Below are 19,603 nucleotides of genomic sequence, written 5' to 3' on the forward strand. Positions count from 1 at the left end.
GCGTTAAGGCCGCCTTCGGGCGGCTTTGCTATTTAAGGCCTGATAAAACGTATTAGCTGATTGCGTTGACAAAACGCTGCGTTATTTGCTGAGGACGGGTAATCGCGCCACCGACCACCACAGCATGTGCGCCCAGTTTTAAACACTGCGCCGCCATCTCAGGTGTTTCCACATTGCCTTCTGCAATCACTGGCGCCTTCACTGCTGTTAATACTTCACGCAGAAAGTGAAAATCATTTGCCGCCAGATACTTTCCGCGCGTTTCCGCCGTATAGCCATGCAGCGTAGTACCTACGCAGTCGAAGCCGAGTTCATCCGCCAGCAACGCCTCATCAACTGTCGCGATATCTGCCATCAGCAATAACTGCGGATAGCGTTGACGAATCGCCGCCACCAACTGCGGCAACTGCAGTTCGCCAGGCCTCTGATGCTGCGTGGCGTCCAGCGCGATCATCGCTGGATTCGCCGCCATTAATTCATCGACCTCTTTGAGCGTGGCAGTGATATATACATCACTGCCTGAATAATCTCGTTTGATAATGGCGATAATGGGCAAATCCACGGTTTGCATAATCTGCTCTACATCGATCAGACTGTTGGCGCGGATTGCCGACGCGCCACCTTGCTTCGCGGCTAATGCCATACGCGACATGATATAGGCGCTGTGCAGGGGTTCATTTTCCAGTGCCTGACAAGACACCACCAGTTTCCCTTTAATTTGCTCCAGCATGTTTGCTTTCATAGCGCGAGTAACTCCTCAACTTCATTTTTGATAATGGTGACGTGCGGGCCATAGATCACCTGTACGCCGTTGCCACGCTGGATAACCGCGCGAGCGCCCGTGGCCTTCAATGCGGCTTCATTAAGTTTAGAACTGTCGTTTAGTGTGATACGCAAACGTGTGGCGCAGCAGTCAAGTTCGGCAATATTGTCTTTACCGCCCAGCGCTTCAATCACCTGCAAAGGGCGTTCGCCAGCGGCAACTGGCAAGGTATCGATGCTGACATCTTCACGGCCTGGCGTTTTGAAATTGAATCGAGTGATCAGCAGGCGGAAGGTACAGTAATACAGCAGGAACCATGGCACGCCGACCAGGGGCACATACATCCAGTGGGTTTTCGCTTCACCCTGCAATACACCGAACAGAATGAAATCGATTAAACCGCCGGAGAAGGTCTGTCCAATGGTGATGTGCAGGATGTGGGCGATCATAAAGGCCAGGCCATCGAACAGCGCGTGAATCACATATAACACTGGCGCCACAAACAGGAACGAGAACTCAATCGGTTCGGTGATCCCAGTCAGAAATGAGGTGAGAGCGGCGGATAATAACAAACCGGCCACACGTTTGCGGTTCTCGGGTTTGGCAGTGTGATACATCGCCAGACAAGCCCCGATCAGGCCAAACATCATGGTGATAAAGCGGCCCGACATAAAGCGCGCCGTCCCCAGATAAAACTGCTGCGTATTGGGATCGGCCAACTGAGCGAAGAAAATGCGCTGAGTGCCTTCAACCAGATGACCATTGACCATTTCACTGCCGCCCAAAGCGGTAGTCCAGAAAGGCAGATAGAAGATGTGATGCAGACCAAACGGGCCGAGCATGCGCAACACAAAGCCGTATATGAAGGTGCCGAAATACCCCGTGGCATCGACCAGTCCACCCATACCGAATATCAATTTCTGAAAATGCGGCCAGACGATGGTCATTGCCGCGCCAACGATAATCGCCACAAACGAGCTAATAATCGGGACGAAGCGTGAGCCACCAAAGAAGCCGAGAAATTGTGGCAGGGCAATTTTGTTATAGCGGTTGTGCAGTAACGCGGTGACCACCCCGATCACAACACCACCAAACACGCCGGTTTCCAGCGTTTGAATGCCCAGCGCCATACCTTGACCCACGGCACTGAGATTACTGCTGGCCAGCACGCCGGTGAGCGTCAAGAGGGCATTGATGGTGGCATTCATCACCAGATAGGCGAGCAGAGATGCCAGTCCTGCTGTGCCCTTGTCGCTTTTCGCGAGACCTACCGCCACGCCCACCGCAAACAGCACTGCGAGGTTGGCGAAGACCACCGAACCGGCGCTGGCCATGATGGTGAACACCCCTTGTAGCCAGGCGATATCCAGAAACGGATAGGCTTTAACAGTGTTGGGATTGGATAACGCGCCGCCAATGCCCAATAGCAAGCCGGCGGCAGGTAATACCGCGATCGGCAACATAAAGGATTTTCCAAAACGTTGCGCTTTTTCAAACCAGCCTCCTGAAGAGGCTCCACTGAACATTGACATAAATTTTTATCCCCGAAGTGTTGTTGTGGTAAAAATTATTATCATAATCTACTTCATCGGATGAAAATTACTACCATTAGTGTGATAGCTTTCACTTATAATCAATTCTGCTGGCACAAAGCAGGGCCTTTACGCACACTAAGCGCCATCAATATTGGCTAATGGAGAGGTGTCATGACGGACAATGGAAATATTTTGCTGCATCTGAAGCAGGGCTTGCCGGGCTACAGTCCTGCGCTGCAAAAGCTGGGCGACTTCATCCTGACCGAACCGCAGAGAGTGCTGTATCTCACCATTACCGAATTGGCGAAAGAGACGGACACCAGCGAAGCCAGCGTGACGCGCTTGTGCCGCAACCTGAGTTGCAAAGGCTACACCGAATTTAAGATGGCGCTGGCGCTGGATGTGCAGCAGAGTCAGCCCACGCTGGCAGCAACGGGCGATCCGGTTGATGCGCTGGTGGAAGAGTCGGTGCAGGCGCTGCGCGATACCGGAAAATTTATTGATCGCGAGGTCTTACAGCAGGCAGGTGCGGCGGTGCATCAGGCGCGTTCTATCCAAATCTATGGCGTGGCTGCCAGCGCGATAACCGGCGAATATTTGCATTATCGTCTACTACGGCTGGGCAAATCCGCGCAGCTGTTTGGTGATATGCATCGTGCGGCCATGAATGCTTCGACCCTGGGTGAAGGTGATTTGGTCATCGCGATCTCTGCTTCCGGTTCCACCAAAGATCTGATGCATGTGGTCAATGTGGCGAAGAAGCGCAAAGCTCAGGTGCTGATGCTAAGTAATACGCTGCGCAGCCCGATGGGCAATCTGGCGGATATGTTGCTGGTGGCGGCGCGACCGGAAGGTCCACTTAATGCCGGAACGTTGAGTGGGAAGGTAGGGGCGATGTTGCTGGTTGAGGCGTTAATGGGGGAGCTGATGGCACATGATGCGCATTACGCCACTGCTAGTCAGCAAACGGCCAGTGCAACGTTGCCGATGTTAATCTGACCGCTGGGTCATTCGCTCTTATTTCCAACATGACGGAAAAATCGGTGCGCAGCGATGCGCACCCGAGAAGATACATTTACTCACTCGCCAGCGCGGCGACCGGATCCATACGGGCAGCTTTGCGCGCAGGCAAATAACCAAAAATCATGCCGATAATAGTGGAGCAGGCGAAAGCTGCCCCCGCGGATTCCCATGAGTAGATGGCTGTCAGTACACCGCCTGCCATCAGGCTAATCAGCGGACCGATCACCAGTGAGAGTGCCACGCCGAGTGAACCGCCAACCAAACATACCAGCACCGCCTCAATCATAAACTGCTGCATGATATCGCCACGCCGCGCACCCACGGCCATACGCACGCCAATCTCATGCGTTCGTTCGGTGACGGACACCAGCATAATATTCATCACGCCGATGCTGCCGATCATCAGCGCAATCGATGCCACCATCAAAATCAGCAAGGTCAAGGTGGCTGCTGCCCCTTCAATCGCTTTGCGGTACTTATCGCGGTTAAACATCAGGAAGTCTTTGGTGCCATGGCGCGCAGTCAATAGTTGCGTGAGAGATTCCACCGCCGGACCGCTGACCACATCATCTTTAAGTTTAACGCTGATACTTGTGAGCGCTGTTTGCCCACTGATGCGGTACATCATGGTGCTCCAGGGCAGCCACACGCTGAGACGATTGGGCGAAATGCCGTTATCTTCATGCGCCACACCAATGACTCGCACCGGCACAGACCCTAACACGATCATTTTTCCGATGGGGTTTTCATTGGCTGCAAACAGCTTATTGCGCGTATTGGTATCAATGATGATCTCTTGCCGGGCATGGCGTTCATCACTGAAGTTGCTGCCTTCGGTGAGTTTGATGCCCTGAATCTCAAAGTAATCTTTGCCGACGCCCGATACGGATGCTTTCGACGAGTTGGAGAGATAACGGATCGGCTGGGTCGAGAGCAGCTCAGGGCTGACTTTGTCGACAAACTGCTGGCGAGCAATCACATCGGCATCAGCCATCACCAGCGTCAACACCGGATGCGCATCATCTTCGGCGAAATCACCGCCGGCATACACGGACACCACATTCGTCCCGAGACCGGAAATACTCTCCAGCGTTTTTTCACGCGCACCTTGTCCAAGCGCGACGACAGTGACGACAGCGGCAATACCAAAAATAATACCGGTCATGGTGAGTGCGGTGCGTAAGCGATGCGTATTCATGGCATTTAGCGCCATGCGCATTGACTCGCGCAGGCGATCAATAAATCCGCGCAGCTTGCTCTGACTTCTGCTCACCATTGGCTGATAGCGCGATCGCGTCGCCTCTGTTTTTGGCCCGCTGTCAGCAAAAATTTCGCCGTCCTGGATTTCGATGATGCGGTCTGCGTGTTGCGCCACTTTCATATCGTGTGTGACGATAATTACCGTATGGCCGTCACGATTCAGGTCATGAAGAATGCGTAACACTTCCTCGCCAGAATGCGAATCCAGCGCGCCGGTCGGTTCATCGGCGAGAATAATCTCGGCTCCATTAATCAACGCTCGCGCAATACTGACGCGCTGTTGCTGGCCACCAGAGAGTTCACCCGGTTTATGATGTTCACGGCCTTTGAGACCGAGTCGTTCCAGTAATTGAGCAGCACGAGCCCGCCGCGCATGCCCCGGCAAATTGGCATAAATCGCCGGGATTTCGACGTTGCTTAATGCGGTCAGATCCGGCATTAAGTGGTAGCGCTGAAAAATGAAGCCAATATGTTCACGGCGGACTTTCGCCAGCGCGTCCGGAGAGAGTGAAGCGGTATTCTGGCCTGAGATAAAATAGTGACCGCTGTCGGCGGCATCCAGGCAGCCGAGAATATTCAGCAATGTGGATTTGCCCGAGCCGGAAGGGCCAATGATCGCGACCATTTCGCCACTGGCGATCTGCAAATTGATATCTTTCAGCACATGCAAAGATTCTGAACCGTTAACATAGCTGCGCTGAATGTTTTTCAGTTCGATCAAGCTCACATCACCACCTTGTCCGCACCGGCGGCTTGGGTAGCAAGGATGACTTTTTCACCGGCTTTCAAGCCGCTGAGAACCTGAATATCAACGCTGTCTGAAATACCGGTGGTGATAATACGTTTCTCAGGCTGATTCTCCTTGTTCGCCACCTCGACAAAGGTCTTGCCTTCCGCGTCTTTTTTCGTTGCCTGTACCGGAATCAACAGCGCGTCTTTCGCATTGTCGCGCAGCAGATTAACTTGCGCGGTCATTGAGATGCGCAGGGTGTTATCGGGATTGGGAACATCGAGTAACGCATTGTAATAAATGGCGGCATTGGTACTGCTGGCCGGCGTACTTTCACTGTTGCCCATCAAGGCATCATCTTTCATCACTGATTCGGGTGCCAGTTCAATGCTACGCAGCGTCGCGTTGTAGCGTTTATCGGGATTGGCGAAGGTGGTAAACCAGGCTTGCTGGCCGGGGTGGATGTTGGTGATGTCCGCTTCGGAAACCTGCACTTTAATGGTCATGGTGCCAAGTTGCGCCAGCTTGGCGATGGTCGGCGCGCTCTGCGCGGCGTTAACCGTCTGGCCCTGTTTGGTCACGATGGCGATCACCGTGCCATCCATCGGTGCCATGATGCGGGTATAGCTGAGATCGAGCTGCTTCTTGTCCACCTCAATTTGTGCTTGAATGACGCGCGCTTTTTGCGCCGTCAACTCAGCACGTGCGGTGCTCCACGCTTCTGCCGCTTCGTCAAAATCCTGACGTGACACCAGGTTGGCTTTAATCATTTGCTGCAGGCGTTTGAACTGCGCATCCTGCCTGACCAACGTCGCTTCACGTGTTTCCAGATCGGCTTGCGCGACGCTCAGTGCAGCCTGCGCGTTGCGTAAATCACTGCGCTGTGGCTGGTCGTCAATTTCAGCGATCAGCTCGCCCTTACTGACGTTATCTCCGGCTTTGATATAGAGCTTTTTCACCTGACCTGAAACCTGCGCACCGACATTGACGCGCTCAATAGCGTCCATCTTGCCGGTCGCAGCGATGACGTTTTCGATGTCGCCTTGACGCACCACGGCAGTGACCAGTGGATTCGGTTTTGGTCTTGAACTGCTGTAGGCCCAGACCAGAATAATGATCGCCAAAATAGCGATCGCGACCAAAAGCCGCTTTTTAGAGGTATTCAACATAAGCATCCCTTTAATGAAGCGAGAATAGTAATCACTAAATGCAACAAACAGGAGAAAATTCGTCAGGATTTCTGCATTAAGTTGGGTGCGTTGAGAAAAAAATGAAAATTTTTCGAATAGAAATCGTCGTTGAGTTGTTTACCCCTAAACCACTCACTATTTGGGAAATGCTATGTCCGCTCCGGCCCGCCAAAACTCACGTCAACGCTATGACGCTTTCAGCATGACGCTGCACTGGATCACTGCGTTTAGCGTCATTTTTCTGTTTGCCTCGGCGCACATTTGGGAACAACTGGAAAAGGGCACACCGCTGCGCAAGGGTTTACAGGCGTGGCATATCTCTTTTGGCATTTTGCTGGCTTTAGTGATGATTGTGCGCCCACTGTGGCGTTTCTATTGCCAACGTCAGACGCATTTGGCCGTGGCGCCAGCTGAAAGCAGCACGCCGATGCGCATCATCGCGCATGCCGTTCATGGCTTGTTGTACCTGTTGTTATTCACTCAGGTTGTATTGGGTTTTCTGTTTCGTTGGTCGCAACAGGAACCGTTTAATTTCTTTGGCCTGTTCGATATTCCAACCTTTATTCATGTCGATACCGCACTGCGTCACACGCTGGCGGGATTACACAATAACGTTGGCTGGGCGCTGATTAGCCTGGCAGGCGCGCATGCGCTGGCGGCGTTACTCCATCACTACGTTCTGCGTGACAACGTGCTGCGCCGTATGCTGCCGTTGCGCGATTCGATGCCCCTCCACGAGGATAAATGAATGATGAAGATGATGAATCAGGTTCGCTGGTTTGCCGTGCCGGTATTGCTGATGGTGTTACATGCACCGACTGCATTCGCCATGGGCGATGACGACAGTGACAAGAAAACCCCGGACTGTCCGAAAGGGCAGGTTTATGACAGCAAAACCAAATCCTGCGTGCCGGAAAAAACCAGCATGCTGAGTGATGAGGATAAGACGAATTACGCCTACCACCTGGCGAAAAAAGGCGAGTATCAAGCTGCGCTGACGTTACTGGATACGTTGCACAATCAGAACACCAAAGAGGCATGGAATTATCGCGGCTACGCCACACGTAAACTGGGCCGCACCGACGAAGGGATGCGTTACTATCAGAAATCGATCGCACTAGACCCGAAATATGCCAAAGTGCGTGAATATTTAGGTGAAGCCTGGATGATCAAAGGCCGACCGGATCTGGCTAAAGAGCAGCTCACTATCATCAAATCGCTGTGCGGTGTGAAGTGTGAAGAGTATCAGGATTTGCACGCGGCCATTAATGGTCATCCTGAGTCCTGATGACCGCTGTTGACGGAGGATAGAAATATTACCAGCACTGAAGTCCGTCAACATCTGGCGGCGCATCTGACGCGTATGTGGCGTTACGCGATGGTGTTATCGCGTAATAAAGATGTGGCCGAAGAGTTAGTGCAGTCCACCTGTGTGCGGGCGCTGGAACGCAGCGCCCGCACACACCGGGCACACGCATCGATCGCTGGCTGTTTACCGTGCTGCACTCCGTGTGGATCAACGAACTGCGCGCGCAGCGGGTACGCATGGGGCAGGGATTCGTCGAGAGTGATGAATTGCTCGCTCCCGACCATCAGCAACACAATGAACAGCGCATGCAATATGCCAAAGTGATGCAACGGGTTGGGCAGTTGCCAGAGGCACAGCGCAACGCGGTATTTTTAGTTTATGTCGAGGGTTTTACCTATCAGGAAGCCGCCGACACGCTGGCCGTGCCGATTGGAACCATCATGAGCCGCCTCGCTGCGGCACGCACTACTTTAGCCAGCGCAGTGACAGCGCGGCCTGCGGTACAGGAGAAACGCTTGTGAATGCACCACGATTTACCTCGCCCTATGCCGACGAAGCTATCGTTGCCTGGCTGGATGGTGAAATGCGCGCGGAGGATGCGCAGGCGTTTGAAACCGAATTAAAGCGCAGTGAAACGTTGTCAGCACGGACGGCTGAGCTGATGAAAAGCAATCAACCTTTTGCGGATGCGTTCGCGCCAATGCTGGATGAGGCGCCGCTGGAGCGTATGGAGTCACGACTGGCGTACCTGCTGGACAACACACCGTCCGCACCGATAAAAGAGGCTGTTCAGGTTAGCCGCCGTGCGTTGATCGCGGCATCAGTCAGTTTTCTGCTGGTGGGCAGTGCCGTCGGTTTTTGGGCCAGACCCGTCGCGAAAGCTGAACAGGATGAGAGCGCGCGAATACGTGAACTGGAAGCACAATATATGTCGCTCTATAGCCCGGAAACGTTGGCGGATGTCGACAGTTCGCCACAGGTGTTAGCGCGTTCATTACAACGCACGGCGCGCGACCTCGATCTGCGTCTGACGACTGAGCAATTGACGCTTCCTGAAGCAAGCTTGAAAAGTGTGCGTATGCTGCGCTACGACGATTCACTGATCACTCAAATCGCCTGGAATCACAGCAATTACGGTCCGATGGCCCTGTGTATTTCGCGGGAAGATGCGAGTAAACAGAGGGCATTGGCGCAGGAAAAACGGCACGGTATGAATCTGGTGTGGTGGCATCGCAGCGGATATCAGTACGTGCTGATTGGGCGCAATCCTGCTGATCAGTTAAAACGAGCGGCGCAGGTGTTGAGCGCCGCTCTGGTGTAGATGTACAAGGCAACCTTTGAACCGCCCCCGATTATGCCCCTACGACACTGCATCAAAATATTGTAGGGGCTTTTTTTATCGGCAGAACGCTTACGAGATCCCCAGCAGCTGTTTCAACTGCGCAATCTCAACGCGCCATTGTGTCTGCAACGTCGGTTTTTGATGTTTAGGCTTTCGCATCATATCTTCATCAAGCTTGCTCTCTAAATCGCACAAGGCCAATAGTAGTTCCTCCTCGTCGTTATGCGATTCGGCCGCCACGGGCTGAACGCTAGCAACACTTTTTTCTGACGGTTGTTCGGCCCCCATAAGTTCAATCACTTGTGCAAAGTCATGCCACTCGCTCAGTTGCTGATCCTGAATCAGCCAGAAACGGTTACAGCTGCTGGCGATCAGATTGCGATCGTGCGACACCAGCAACACCGCGCCCTCGAACTGATTGAGGGCGGCTGCCAACTCCTCTTTACCCAGCATATCCAAATGGTTGGTGGGCTCATCCAGCAGCAATAAGGAATAGCGCGCGAGTGTCAGCCCGACAAACAGCAGGCGTGAGCGTTCACCGCCACTCAGCGAGCCCACTAATTGCTGATGACGGAGATAAGGGAACCCCGCACCTATCAGAGCCATCTTTCGCTGGTCGTCACTTAGAGGGGCAAAATGCGCCAGTGCCTCGTTGAGGCTCTCCTCATCATGCAATTGCGTGAGGCTTTGGTCGTAATAACCTAACTTTGCACGCGGATGAAACAGTGTGGTGGTCTCACGCTGGTATTCCAGCCAGAGTTGGCGCAGCAGCGAAGATTTCCCGCTGCCGTTGCGGCCCACTATGGCGATGCGGTCGCCGCTTTTAACCTGCAGGCTGGGTAACGAAAACAACGCAGGCGCGTTCTCCGCTGGGCGAATGTGCATTTCAGTCAGTGCCAGCACCCGATCGGCATCCAGCGCTTCTCCCAGCAGTTGAAGGCGCCATAAGCTGCCTTCGGTCAACGTGGTTTGTGCCTCTTTCAACCAACTGGCGCGCTTCTCCATTTGCTGCGCTTTACGCGACAGACCTTCGTTGTCGTAGGTGCGTCCCCAAATTGCCAGCCGTTTGGCACTTTTTTCGACGCGCTCAATCTCATTCTGTTCTGCCTGATAACGTTGTGCATCGGTTTCATCCTGCTGGGCCAGCGCTTGTCGGGCCGCAGAGCAGGGCAGGCGGAAGAATTGCAGGGTTTGATCGCGCAGGATCCAGCTGCAATTGGTGACCTGATCCAGCAAGGTGCTGTCATGTGAGACCAGCACAAAGCTGCCTTTCCAATTTATCAGGAACTGTTCCAGCCAAAGCAGCGTTGGAAGATCCAGATGGTTGCTGGGTTCATCCAGTAACAGCAGGTCAGGCTGGAGAATAAGTGCACGCGCCAGCAGTAACCGCACATGTTGACCGCCACTCAACGTGGCTGCCGTTTGGGTATGCTGTTCAGCATCGAACCCCAGCGAAGAGAGTAGCGCTTCCGCTCGCCAGGCTTCACTGACCTGTTGCTGTTCTGGCAGACGCGCAATCACGCTTGTCAGCAGCGTGGCTTGCTGGAGCAGAGGGGGAAGATGTTGCTCAATTCGCGCCAGCAAACAGTGGTTGGCTAACGTAACGCTGCCCTTACTGCTTGCAAGTTCACCGCTGAGGATCTTTAGCAGAGTACTTTTTCCCGTGCCGTTATCACCGAGCAGCCCAATGCGATCGCCTTTTTTGAGGCTGAAATTGATGTCGTGAAATAGGGTACCGAAGGCGTTATCAAAGCCGACAGCGTGTGCGGATAGTAATGTGCTCATGTGCTTACTCATAAGTTGCAGGCATGCGAACGCCTGACGTCAAAAACTGCTGACGACAACCCGGTAAGCCGGAGGAAGGGATGAGAATTTCAGTAGACTTCGCTCAGGCGGATTATCGCAGCACGAATGCAGAGATAGCTGAGCGCGGCCAATTACTATAAAAGTGTGAGTAAATAAACAATTCACACGATGGCATAGTAATCCTCCTTATTTATCAGTAGTGAGTAGGGTGGGTTGATGATAGTCACCTTGGCTGGCATTATCCACAGAATATTCGCGATGTTGTGAAGCCACAGCCTTTATACGGACTTGATGTCACACATTCTCATTAATTCCCCACACTGAAGGATTCACGGATGAACAATACAACTTTACCTCTCGTACTCATTCCAGGATTTATGCTGGATGAAACACTTTGGGATGATTTTGTGTGCGCCTATCCAGATGACAGAACCTGTATCAGAGCCAGCTTGAGCCACGGCGAAAGCATCACCGAATATGCTGACAATATCGTGGCAACCTTACCGCCGCGCTTTATTTTGGTCGGTTTCTCACTAGGAGGCTATGTGGCAAGAGCCATCGCCGAAGCCTTTCCCGAGCGTACTGCAGGAATGGTTTTGGTTGCCACTTCACTTCGTGAAGATCCTCCTGAACAACGTGAGTTACTGGATAAGGCATCACAAACGGCCTTAATGGGTGATTTTAATGGCTTTAGCCAGGCGGTGCTGAAGCCATCGTTACATTCCTCGCGACAGAATGATGCTCAACTAATTGATAAAATTCGTGTTATGGGGAAACATCTCGGTGCAAATGTTTTTCGAACACAAGCCATGCTTGATCGCAGTGGTGTCACGCAGCAACCGATTCGTTGCCCAATATTGGTCATTGCATCTGAAGGAGATGGCCTGCGCGGTCTTGAAGAGTCCCGAGAGATTGTCACTTTATTGGGGGGCGATATGGTAATTATCGGTGAAAGTGGTCATATGTTGCCCCTTGAGCAACCTGTTCGACTCACTTCTGTCATCGCCGATTGGCTTGAAAAACAGCACTTTGAATAAAAAAGTGCAGAGCTTATCTAAAGCTCCATTGAATGGTGATAACAAATACCGAGGGGATAATAATCCCCGATTCAATGCCGAAATAGGGTGTGAAATTATATTGAAAGCCATGATAAATATAGGGTGAGAATCCTATTCCGGTGGCCTTTTTAAAGTCGTGATAGGAACCGTGATCGCCACAATCCTTAAAGGCATCGAAAAAAAACTCACCGGTGTAGCCGTAGATACCTTTAAAGGTCCAGCCATCATCCCAGGTTTTCCAGTCTTTTCTCACCCCTAACGCAAGACAGCGATCGTCAAAGCTGTTTTTCATGGTGCCGACCAGTACGCTATAGGTGGAATCTTCGGACAATTTTCTTTCTACCGAAAAGAAATTATTCTCAAAATTTTCAGTATATTGCCCATGATTCCCGGTCAGATGATAAACGTAGGAACCCGTGTTGATGGAATATAGGTTAATTTCGCTCGCTGGGCACTGCAGCGAAATGAGTGTTAATATAATCAGTAAGCCCCATAATAATCTGAGATTTGTTCTGGGGGATTCTTCTGTTATTTCATTCATTTTTCCCTCACCACTGGCAATGCGATAATGAAAAAAAAAGCGAACAGCAGCCTGATGGGTTGACTCAATATGTTGATTGATAAGTCAGAATGATCAGAACTTTGAAATTTCAGATAAAGATATTTTATACTGATAAAAACATAGACGATGACGTATTTTAGCAGGTTTTTTGAAAGGACAATATTGCGAAGAGAAGCGCATTATAAACATGCCTGGTTATATGATTAATAAATAAGTGATTCGTTTAAATAAATCATTCATGTACAGTTTTCACGGAATGATGTGTTCCTCATCCAATAAGGGGTAACCCGTGATAGGTTGCAAGCCTGCAAGTTATTGGTCATAAGCCGATTGAAGATTCTCCACCCCAACGCTGCAGCATAACCAGAGTCTCACGCCCGGTTATGCTGAACTACACAGGGATGGAAAGTAGAATGACTTCATTCCTGAGTGCAGTTTTAACCTTGATCCACCCAGATGAGCCTATCCACATCAAACCCCAGCCTTTGCGCGATAGCCAGGTACTGTTTTTTCACTTGATTCGGAAGCTTCGGCTCTCGCGACAAGATCCATAAATAACCCCGATTTGGACCGCTCACTAGCGCGTATTGATAATCATCATCCAATGCGATCACGTTATAGCCGCCATAGAACGGGCCAAAAAAGGAGACTTTAAGCGCTGCGGTATCCGATTTGCCGGTGAAATAGGCCTTGCCCTCACTCTCACTCCACTCTTTTTTCACCGGATCATATCCGCGATTCAGCACGTTTATGCCGCCATCGTCGCGTTGAGTATAAGTGGCTGTGACATGATCTTTGCCGCGCTCAAAGCGGTGATCCAGACGGGCGATTTCGTACCATTTGCCCAAATAGCGGTTGGCATCAAAAGGGCTGATGGGCGTGACACCTTTTGGTGGCGTCGGGGATTTACAGGCAACCAGCGTTAACGTTAACGCGGCAAGTGCGGCGATGGGCCATATTTTCATTACTGCTCCTTTATCGATCCTGATCCGTATTAAAGGGTATGTCAGCATGATTATAGGCAAGAAATATCGAGGCGGCCCTTAGGCCACCTGCTGCAGGGGATTATTTCTTCTCTTTATCTTCGTCAGCCGGAATCAGTGGCTCATCAATCGCAATAGAGGTGCCTGACTTTAACAACTGAATATCGAGTATCACGTAGGTCATGGTGGTGATAAACAAAGAAATCACGCTGCCAATCACGCCGCTGGTGGTAAAGGTGAAGTAGTTGTACATCACCACCCAGGTCACACAAATAAACAGGGCAAGCGCAACGTTAATGGCTGACTGTGAATAGTTGGTGGTGCGAGCGCCCATCTCATTGATTTGCTTATAGAGGTTGGTGCCAACGTATTTCTCCAGCACAAAAATGCCTTGATCCCAACTGCGCAGGCGTCGCGCGCTGCTGCGGGTGAAGAACAGGAATAACAACGAGACAAACAGACCGGAAAAGGCGATCAGCACGGGGACAGCTTCTAATGCATACACCAAACTTTTGTGGCTGGGTGCTTGTGCGGTGAGATCCAGCGTCAGCGAGGCGCCCAGGACGGCATAGAGGAAAATAAACAACGCTAAAAACACCGCATTGCGTTTCCAGTCGAGTTCCGCTTCGTGATTTTTCTGCTGCCGAGCGATGTCGAGGGCGTGTTGTAAACGCGTGTCGCTGGATTGGGTATCCACTTGTCCTATCTCTTCTCCGAGCAAACGGTGAATAAACGGCTGATCGGCCGAATCAATGGTGATGCGCATAACTATCCTGATGGCGTAACTATCGAGGTGCACAGTGTAACGCAATTTCGGCCGCAGGCAGGAATCTGCGAGACAACACGCAGTTTCAGTGCTGCAGTTGCTCATGATTTGCACATCATTTGTACACTTTACTCTGCGGTCACTGTCGGCCGTGTACAGCACGACGGAGGAAAAGCCTATGTCGTACGTAGATGGTTTTGTCGTTGCGGTGCCTGAAGTTAATAAAGAGGATTACCGTGCCATGGCGGCCAAAGCAGCGCCGCTGTTTAAGGAGTTTGGTGCCACCCGCATCGTGGAATGCTGGGCAGATGATGTACCTGAAGGCAAGCTCACGGATTTTTATCGGTCGGTGAAAGCGGAAGAGGGAGAAACAGTGGTGTTCAGCTGGATTGAATATCCCTCACGTGAAGTGCGTGATGCGGCCAATCAGAAAATGATGTCCGATCCGCGGATGAAAGAGATGGGCGAAAACATGCCGTTTGATGGCAAAAGAATGATTTACGGCGGTTTCTCGATTCTACTCGAGGAGTAATGTGCAGGGCGCGTCGGCGCCCTGCACATTTCTGTCGCGGTCAGGCATGCGAGAGGTTACGGCCACTGCTGACACTGTATGACGGTTCGATAACCATCGTGATCTTGATACGTTTTTCCGTTTTGATCCCAATATGGGTTGAACGAATCAATCTGTACAAATCCCGCCAATACCATTTGCTGGCATGTTTGCTGCCACCTATCACGCTCGGGTAAATACAGCACCAACAGATGTTCTGATGACGGTGAAGGGATGACCGGATGCGAAGTGCATTGTGTATTGGCGTTGCTAAATCGTCATGAATTAACGCTATTTTTTCGTAATTCTAAACGGGATGGAGAGCATGATGAGCTATGTCAGTGAGATGAGAACCTTAGTTGGACATCGTATGTTGCTGCTTGCGGGAGCGAACGTCATCATCCTTGACGATAAGCAACGTATTTTACTACAGCAGCGATTAGACGGAAGCTGGGGACTACCCGGTGGGTTGATGGAACCGGGTGAAAGCCTCGAACAAACCGCTGTGCGTGAAGTGAAAGAAGAGACGAACATTGATATCGATGAACTTCATTTTTTGAAAGTCTTTTCTGGCAAAGAATTTACTTTTACGCTTAACAATAACGATGAAATCAATGTTGTCACCGCCCTTTACTGGTCAAAAAAATGGCATGGTAATTTAATAAATGATAAAAGTGAGGGGTTGTCATTGGCATTCTTCACCACTGATGATATGCCCGATAATATGAGCGAAGAGTATCAGCTCTACCTTCGTTACTTTGTATCGAAATAAATCGTCATCAGATTGGATTACGTGGCCATGCTCAGTACAACAAACGCCACGTCAACAAGGAGTTAGCATGCTGGATATCATCCATTTCCCCCTGTTCCTCATTTCGGTATTCCTGCTGTGTATCACGCCGGGGCCGGACCTCGCTTATGTGATCGGGCAAAGCGTGGCCAATGGGCGACGCAGCGGCGTGATATCTGCGAGCGGTGTGGCGCTCGGCAGCTGTACTCATGCGTTGGCCAGTGCAATAGGCTTAACGGCGTTAATTACCGCCTCGCCGATGTTATTCACAGCGATTAAATATATCGGGGCTGCTTATCTTATTTATTTAGGTGGCAAGATGGTGTGGGAAACGTTTATTGCCAAACCTCAGGGATGTCGCTCACAGACTCAGGTGCCACGCTCCAATACACGTAATCTTTTAGTACGCGGTTTTATTACCTCTATCACTAATCCCAAAGTGTTATTGTTTTTCATTTCGTTCTTCCCACAATTCGTCGTGGTAGAGGGTAACTATCATGCGAGTTCCTTCCTGCTGCTGGGACTAACATACGCGGTGATTGGGTTGATCACTGATGTGACGTTTGCCCTGCTGGCGGGCGGTGCTGCGAGTGCAGTATCGCGCAACATTACGCTGCAAAAGCTGCTGGATCGTATCGTCGGTATGACATTTATTGGCCTGGGAATTCGCCTGGCCCTGACCCGACGTTAAAAATGCAGAAGAGACAGCAAGTCTGATGATTGGCGATAGCGACCTAATCGGGTAACGTGAAGTGTCTTACGTTACCTACAAAATAATGACCGCACGCTAAGTTGCAGGAGAGCCCGTTCATGGCAGTTAATCCCAATATCATCGGTATCATCAGCGATGAATTCACCAACCCTAATACCGTCACGCTGCTGAATGAAATGACGCGCCAGTTGAATGCGCGTAGTTTAGTGACGCTGTTGCTGAATGTCGATTCGCCCGAAAACTATCAACGTATGTTGCAGAATGCTGCATCATTGCCGCTGGCGGGGTTAGTGTTTCTGACTTCCCAGTTTGATGATGAATTGCATATCGCAGCTAACATTTTGCCTGGCGTGGCGACAGTGCACCTAAGCCAAAGTCGTGAGGCTAATGCTAAGGTCGTTATGGCCGATGGTTTCGATGCGGGTGCCGAGATGGGGTTATTGTTACTGTCTCAAGGACATCAACGCTTTGGCTTTATGCACAGTCAGCAGCAGGCCGATCCCTCGCGTCAAATGGCAGGCCTGGTGTCCAGCCTTGAGGCAGAACATAAAACGCTGAACATTCAGCTGGTGGCCGGGGCTAACGATCGAGAACTGGCTTATCAGACCATGATGGCCTACCTGAAGAAAACCCGTGCAGCGGAGCGCATTAATGCACTGTTCTGCGAAAGCGATGTGCTGGCCTTTGGTGCATTGCAGGCAGTGCGCGATTTTGGCCAGGGCGCACACGTGGCAGTCGTAGGTTTTGATGATGTGGATGAAGCCCGCGCCTCAACCTGGCATCTGACCAGTTGGGCACAGCGTCGTGACTTGCTGGTCAACGAAGCACTGAATCGTTTACTGGAAAACCGTGCTGATACAGGCAACGCCTGGCAGCAAGGTGAGTTGCAGGTGCGTCACTCCCATCACGGCAAATATGTGCCGGGTGAAATGTCGCAGTGTGGTTGTGCGATTCGACACTAATTTTATTGGGTCGCCAGGCCGGCGACCCGCTGCAATCAATTCTCTAAACGCCCGACCAGGCTAGCAGAACCCAGCGCGTGACCTTTCAATTTTGCGACTAACTCAGTGTGACTGAGTCCTGCGGGTAAAGTGCCGTTCGCAAGGTCGGTCGCCACCAGCACAAAGTTGTAGTGGTGATAGCCCGCGCCTGTGGGTGGACAAGGGCCATAATAGTTTTGCGTGCCGGGCGTATTGGTGCCATAGCTAAAATTTCCCCCTTTGCTTAACTCACCCTGTTGGAATTTATTACGCGTAGCATCAATGTTGTACGCCAGCATATGCGTCACCCCCAAGCCTTTGGCGCCAGCCGGATCGGTCAGCAGTAGCACATAACTCTGGGTGCCCACGGGCGGATTGGCCCAGCTAAGCGCGGGCGACAGGTTTTTGCCGCTGCAGGAGAGATTGTTCTTATCATTGCCACCCAATGCTTTCTTCATCACGCCATTATCGGCGAAGTCTGCTGACTTAAGCGAAAACGCCGCCGCATGGGCAAACAGTGGCAGGCTGCTTAAGCAGAGTAGGGTCATTAACTTCTTCATTATTGCTCCTCAACAAGGACGGGTTGTGCGTGCGACAGTCGATCCCACGCGTGAAAATTAGCGCTGGGCTAGTGCCGTTGGCTGACGCGCCGAATAGAGCACAACGATGGCGGAAAACAGGGCAAATGCGGCAGCACACAACAACATGCTGGCAAATCCATCGGCGTAGCTGGTAATGATGAGTGGTTGTAAAGAGACCTGATGAACGGCGTCATACATCGCCAGTGCATGGCGGAAATCGCCGGCGATAACCTGCGCGCTAAAACCGGGTTGAAGGGGCAACTGCGCGTGTAGCATCGCTGATTGTAATTGCCACTGTGTGCTGGCCGCCAGAATCGCGCCCAGCGTGGCAAATCCTAACAAAATGCCGGAAAAACGGGCTGTTGTGCTGATACCCGATGCCATTCCTGCCTGCTGCGGCGGTACGGTTGCCATAATCGCCTTTTGGGTTTCGCCATTGAGCAGCCCACCGCCACTGCCGAGTAGGGCCATACCCGCCAGGGTCAGCAGCAAATGGTGTTGGTACACGGCAGTCGCAATCATCATGTTGCCAAAGGAGACGGTGACCAGGCCAAGAGCCAGTAAAGTGGCGGCATGCAGGCGTTTGCCGAGCCAGCGCGCCACAACAGGAAACAGCAGCATTGCCAAAGCGAAAGGCAGCATACCCGCTCCGGCCATTAACGGCGTCATTCCCTCAACATTCTGTAATAACAGCGGCAGTAATGAGGTCATAACTTGCGCGGTGGCAGCGTAAGCAAACATCGCTAATACTGCGCCAATAAAGGGGAACGAGCGGAAAAGTTGCAGATTCAACATCGGCCTGCTTTTGCCACTTTCCACACGGATAAACAGGCCAAACCACAACGCGCCGAGACACAATCTGCCCACCACTTCACGGCTCAACCAGCCATGTTGCGGCGCTAATATTAATGCCCAGGTCAAACAGAACATGCCTGCGATAAACAGCGCGATCCCAGGTAAATCGAGTTTACCCGCGTGTTCATGCCGGGATTCCTCAATGTGGCGAGTGACGGCCAGCATCAGCAGGGCACAAATAGGAATATTGACAAAAAATGTCCAGCGCCAGCCAAGCAACGTACTGATCATGCCACCGGCCAACGGTGCCAGCACCATGGTTAATCCCATCACACCGCCCCAAATCGCCCATGCCCGGTTACGTGCCTGACTATCGCGAAAGCTGTGCGCGATAATGGCCAGTGCTGGCGCCAGCAGAAATGCGGAGCCAATACCCTGAACCGCACGGGCAATATTGAGTGCCAAAACGCTGGTCGCCATGCCACAGGCGAGTGAGGCCAGTGCAAACAGTAAAATGCCGCCGAGAAAGAGTCGGCGTCGGCCAAATTTGTCTGCCAGCGACCCTGCCGGCAAAAGGAGTGAGGAAAAGCTCAGCACGTAAGCGCCAATGACCCATTCCATGTCTGCAAAAGAAGCATGCAGACCTTTAGCGATGGTTGGCAACATAACGCCGACGATATTGGTGTCGATTACCGTCAATGCGCAACCGGTTGAGGCTACGAGTAAAACACGATTCAGATGGCGATGGTCGAGCGCGATGGTAGCAGTGGACATCTTTTCTCCCGCGAGCAAGGTAGTGAATGCTTTACAGCTTGATTCCATCACGGAAGTCATTCAATAAACAGTACTGGAGTTATTGTTAGGCAAA

Annotated in this window: 20 protein-coding genes and 1 pseudogene; 10 read left to right on the top strand and 11 right to left on the bottom strand. The window is 51.7% G+C overall.

All coding sequences use genetic code 11. From position 1 onward, the window contains the following. Positions 1 to 52: 52 nt before the first annotated feature. Positions 53 to 742 (bottom strand): N-acetylmannosamine-6-phosphate 2-epimerase, encoded by a 690-nt coding sequence (locus AC1MDE_RS00210; protein ID WP_058960978.1) that lies wholly within the window; start codon positions 740 to 742, stop codon positions 53 to 55. Continuing rightward, a complete protein-coding gene (locus AC1MDE_RS00215) occupies positions 739 to 2,295 on the bottom strand; it encodes a maltose/glucose-specific PTS transporter subunit IIC (protein WP_479415113.1) in 1,557 nt (518 codons plus the stop codon). The genes AC1MDE_RS00210 and AC1MDE_RS00215 overlap by 4 nt, the downstream gene beginning before the upstream one ends. Positions 2,296 to 2,469: 174 nt before the next feature. On the opposite strand from AC1MDE_RS00215, the gene AC1MDE_RS00220 reads away from it, so the two are divergent. Next, a complete protein-coding gene (locus AC1MDE_RS00220; RefSeq protein ID WP_160867490.1) occupies positions 2,470 to 3,297 on the top strand; it encodes a MurR/RpiR family transcriptional regulator in 828 nt (275 codons plus the stop codon). Positions 3,298 to 3,373: 76 nt separating this feature from the next. Here AC1MDE_RS00220 and AC1MDE_RS00225 read toward each other — a convergent pair whose 3' ends face one another. Further along, positions 3,374 to 5,308, bottom strand: a complete 1,935-nt coding sequence (locus AC1MDE_RS00225) for a MacB family efflux pump subunit (RefSeq protein WP_479415115.1) — start codon at positions 5,306 to 5,308, stop codon at positions 3,374 to 3,376. Continuing rightward, on the bottom strand, positions 5,305 to 6,480 hold the full coding sequence (locus AC1MDE_RS00230) for an efflux RND transporter periplasmic adaptor subunit (RefSeq protein WP_479415116.1): 1,176 nt from the start codon (positions 6,478 to 6,480) through the stop codon (positions 5,305 to 5,307). Before AC1MDE_RS00230 ends, AC1MDE_RS00225 begins: the two co-directional genes overlap by 4 nt. Before the next feature lie 172 nt (positions 6,481 to 6,652). Here AC1MDE_RS00230 and AC1MDE_RS00235 point away from each other — a divergent pair, with 172 nt between their 5' ends. The 4 genes and pseudogenes from AC1MDE_RS00235 to AC1MDE_RS00250 all read left to right on the top strand — a co-directional run bounded on the left by AC1MDE_RS00235 (position 6,653) and on the right by AC1MDE_RS00250 (position 9,131). Then, positions 6,653 to 7,249 carry a cytochrome b gene (locus tag AC1MDE_RS00235; protein ID WP_479415117.1) on the top strand — a complete coding sequence of 199 codons (597 nt, stop codon included), beginning with the start codon at positions 6,653 to 6,655 and terminating at the stop codon, positions 7,247 to 7,249. A 3-nt stretch (positions 7,250 to 7,252) separates the two neighbouring features. Further along, the gene (locus AC1MDE_RS00240) at positions 7,253 to 7,789 is read left to right on the top strand and encodes a tetratricopeptide repeat protein (RefSeq protein ID WP_082678128.1); all 537 of its coding nucleotides are present in this window, start codon (positions 7,253 to 7,255) and stop codon (positions 7,787 to 7,789) included. 75 nt (positions 7,790 to 7,864) lie between these two features. After that, a pseudogene (locus AC1MDE_RS00245) lies at positions 7,865 to 8,331 on the top strand (sigma-70 family RNA polymerase sigma factor). Continuing rightward, on the top strand, positions 8,328 to 9,131 hold the full coding sequence (locus AC1MDE_RS00250) for an anti-sigma factor family protein (protein ID WP_479415118.1): 804 nt from the start codon (positions 8,328 to 8,330) through the stop codon (positions 9,129 to 9,131). The pseudogene AC1MDE_RS00245 and the gene AC1MDE_RS00250 overlap by 4 nt, the downstream one beginning before the upstream one ends. Positions 9,132 to 9,221: 90 nt before the next feature. Here the strand turns inward: AC1MDE_RS00250 and AC1MDE_RS00255 are convergent, their stop codons facing one another. Beyond that, complete coding sequence (locus tag AC1MDE_RS00255; protein WP_480344097.1) at positions 9,222 to 10,937, bottom strand: ABC-F family ATP-binding cassette domain-containing protein; 1,716 nt, start codon at positions 10,935 to 10,937, stop codon at positions 9,222 to 9,224. A 356-nt stretch (positions 10,938 to 11,293) separates the two neighbouring features. On the opposite strand from AC1MDE_RS00255, the gene AC1MDE_RS00260 reads away from it, so the two are divergent. Then, complete coding sequence (locus AC1MDE_RS00260) at positions 11,294 to 11,995, top strand: alpha/beta fold hydrolase (RefSeq protein WP_480344098.1); 702 nt, start codon at positions 11,294 to 11,296, stop codon at positions 11,993 to 11,995. Positions 11,996 to 12,008: 13 nt separating this feature from the next. On the opposite strand, the gene AC1MDE_RS00265 is transcribed toward AC1MDE_RS00260, so the two are convergent. From AC1MDE_RS00265 to AC1MDE_RS00275, 3 genes are all read right to left on the bottom strand, one after another. Then, positions 12,009 to 12,557: a hypothetical protein gene (locus tag AC1MDE_RS00265; RefSeq protein WP_058960969.1), complete on the bottom strand. Its 549-nt coding sequence runs from the start codon at positions 12,555 to 12,557 to the stop codon at positions 12,009 to 12,011. A 458-nt stretch (positions 12,558 to 13,015) separates the two neighbouring features. Further along, on the bottom strand, positions 13,016 to 13,543 hold the full coding sequence (blc, locus tag AC1MDE_RS00270) for an outer membrane lipoprotein Blc (protein WP_268152319.1): 528 nt from the start codon (positions 13,541 to 13,543) through the stop codon (positions 13,016 to 13,018). A 100-nt stretch (positions 13,544 to 13,643) separates the two neighbouring features. After that, entirely contained in the window at positions 13,644 to 14,327 is a 684-nt protein-coding gene (locus tag AC1MDE_RS00275; protein WP_058960967.1) for a RipA family octameric membrane protein, read from the bottom strand. A gap of 178 nt (positions 14,328 to 14,505) precedes the next feature. Here AC1MDE_RS00275 and AC1MDE_RS00280 point away from each other — a divergent pair, with 178 nt between their 5' ends. Beyond that, positions 14,506 to 14,859, top strand: a complete 354-nt coding sequence (locus tag AC1MDE_RS00280; RefSeq protein ID WP_034829871.1) for a DUF1428 domain-containing protein — start codon at positions 14,506 to 14,508, stop codon at positions 14,857 to 14,859. A 56-nt stretch (positions 14,860 to 14,915) separates the two neighbouring features. Here AC1MDE_RS00280 and AC1MDE_RS00285 read toward each other — a convergent pair whose 3' ends face one another. Next, on the bottom strand, positions 14,916 to 15,083 hold the full coding sequence (locus AC1MDE_RS00285) for a hypothetical protein (protein WP_374754041.1): 168 nt from the start codon (positions 15,081 to 15,083) through the stop codon (positions 14,916 to 14,918). 119 nt (positions 15,084 to 15,202) lie between these two features. Between AC1MDE_RS00285 and AC1MDE_RS00290 the strand changes: the two genes are divergently transcribed. The 3 genes from AC1MDE_RS00290 (at position 15,203) to AC1MDE_RS00300 (ending at position 17,341) form a co-directional block, all read left to right on the top strand. Then, on the top strand, positions 15,203 to 15,649 hold the full coding sequence (locus AC1MDE_RS00290) for an NUDIX hydrolase (protein WP_306301160.1): 447 nt from the start codon (positions 15,203 to 15,205) through the stop codon (positions 15,647 to 15,649). A gap of 67 nt (positions 15,650 to 15,716) precedes the next feature. After that, entirely contained in the window at positions 15,717 to 16,358 is a 642-nt protein-coding gene (locus AC1MDE_RS00295; RefSeq protein ID WP_058960965.1) for a LysE family translocator, read from the top strand. Positions 16,359 to 16,477: 119 nt separating this feature from the next. Next, positions 16,478 to 17,341: a substrate-binding domain-containing protein gene (locus tag AC1MDE_RS00300; RefSeq protein ID WP_058960964.1), complete on the top strand. Its 864-nt coding sequence runs from the start codon at positions 16,478 to 16,480 to the stop codon at positions 17,339 to 17,341. A 35-nt stretch (positions 17,342 to 17,376) separates the two neighbouring features. Here AC1MDE_RS00300 and AC1MDE_RS00305 read toward each other — a convergent pair whose 3' ends face one another. Next, a complete protein-coding gene (locus AC1MDE_RS00305) occupies positions 17,377 to 17,919 on the bottom strand; it encodes a YbhB/YbcL family Raf kinase inhibitor-like protein (protein WP_058960963.1) in 543 nt (180 codons plus the stop codon). Between the two features lie 57 nt (positions 17,920 to 17,976). After that, the gene (locus tag AC1MDE_RS00310; RefSeq protein ID WP_480344099.1) at positions 17,977 to 19,509 is read right to left on the bottom strand and encodes an MFS transporter; all 1,533 of its coding nucleotides are present in this window, start codon (positions 19,507 to 19,509) and stop codon (positions 17,977 to 17,979) included. Between the last annotated feature and the right edge of the window lie 94 nt (positions 19,510 to 19,603).

This window comes from Pantoea folii, from assembly GCF_056678875.1.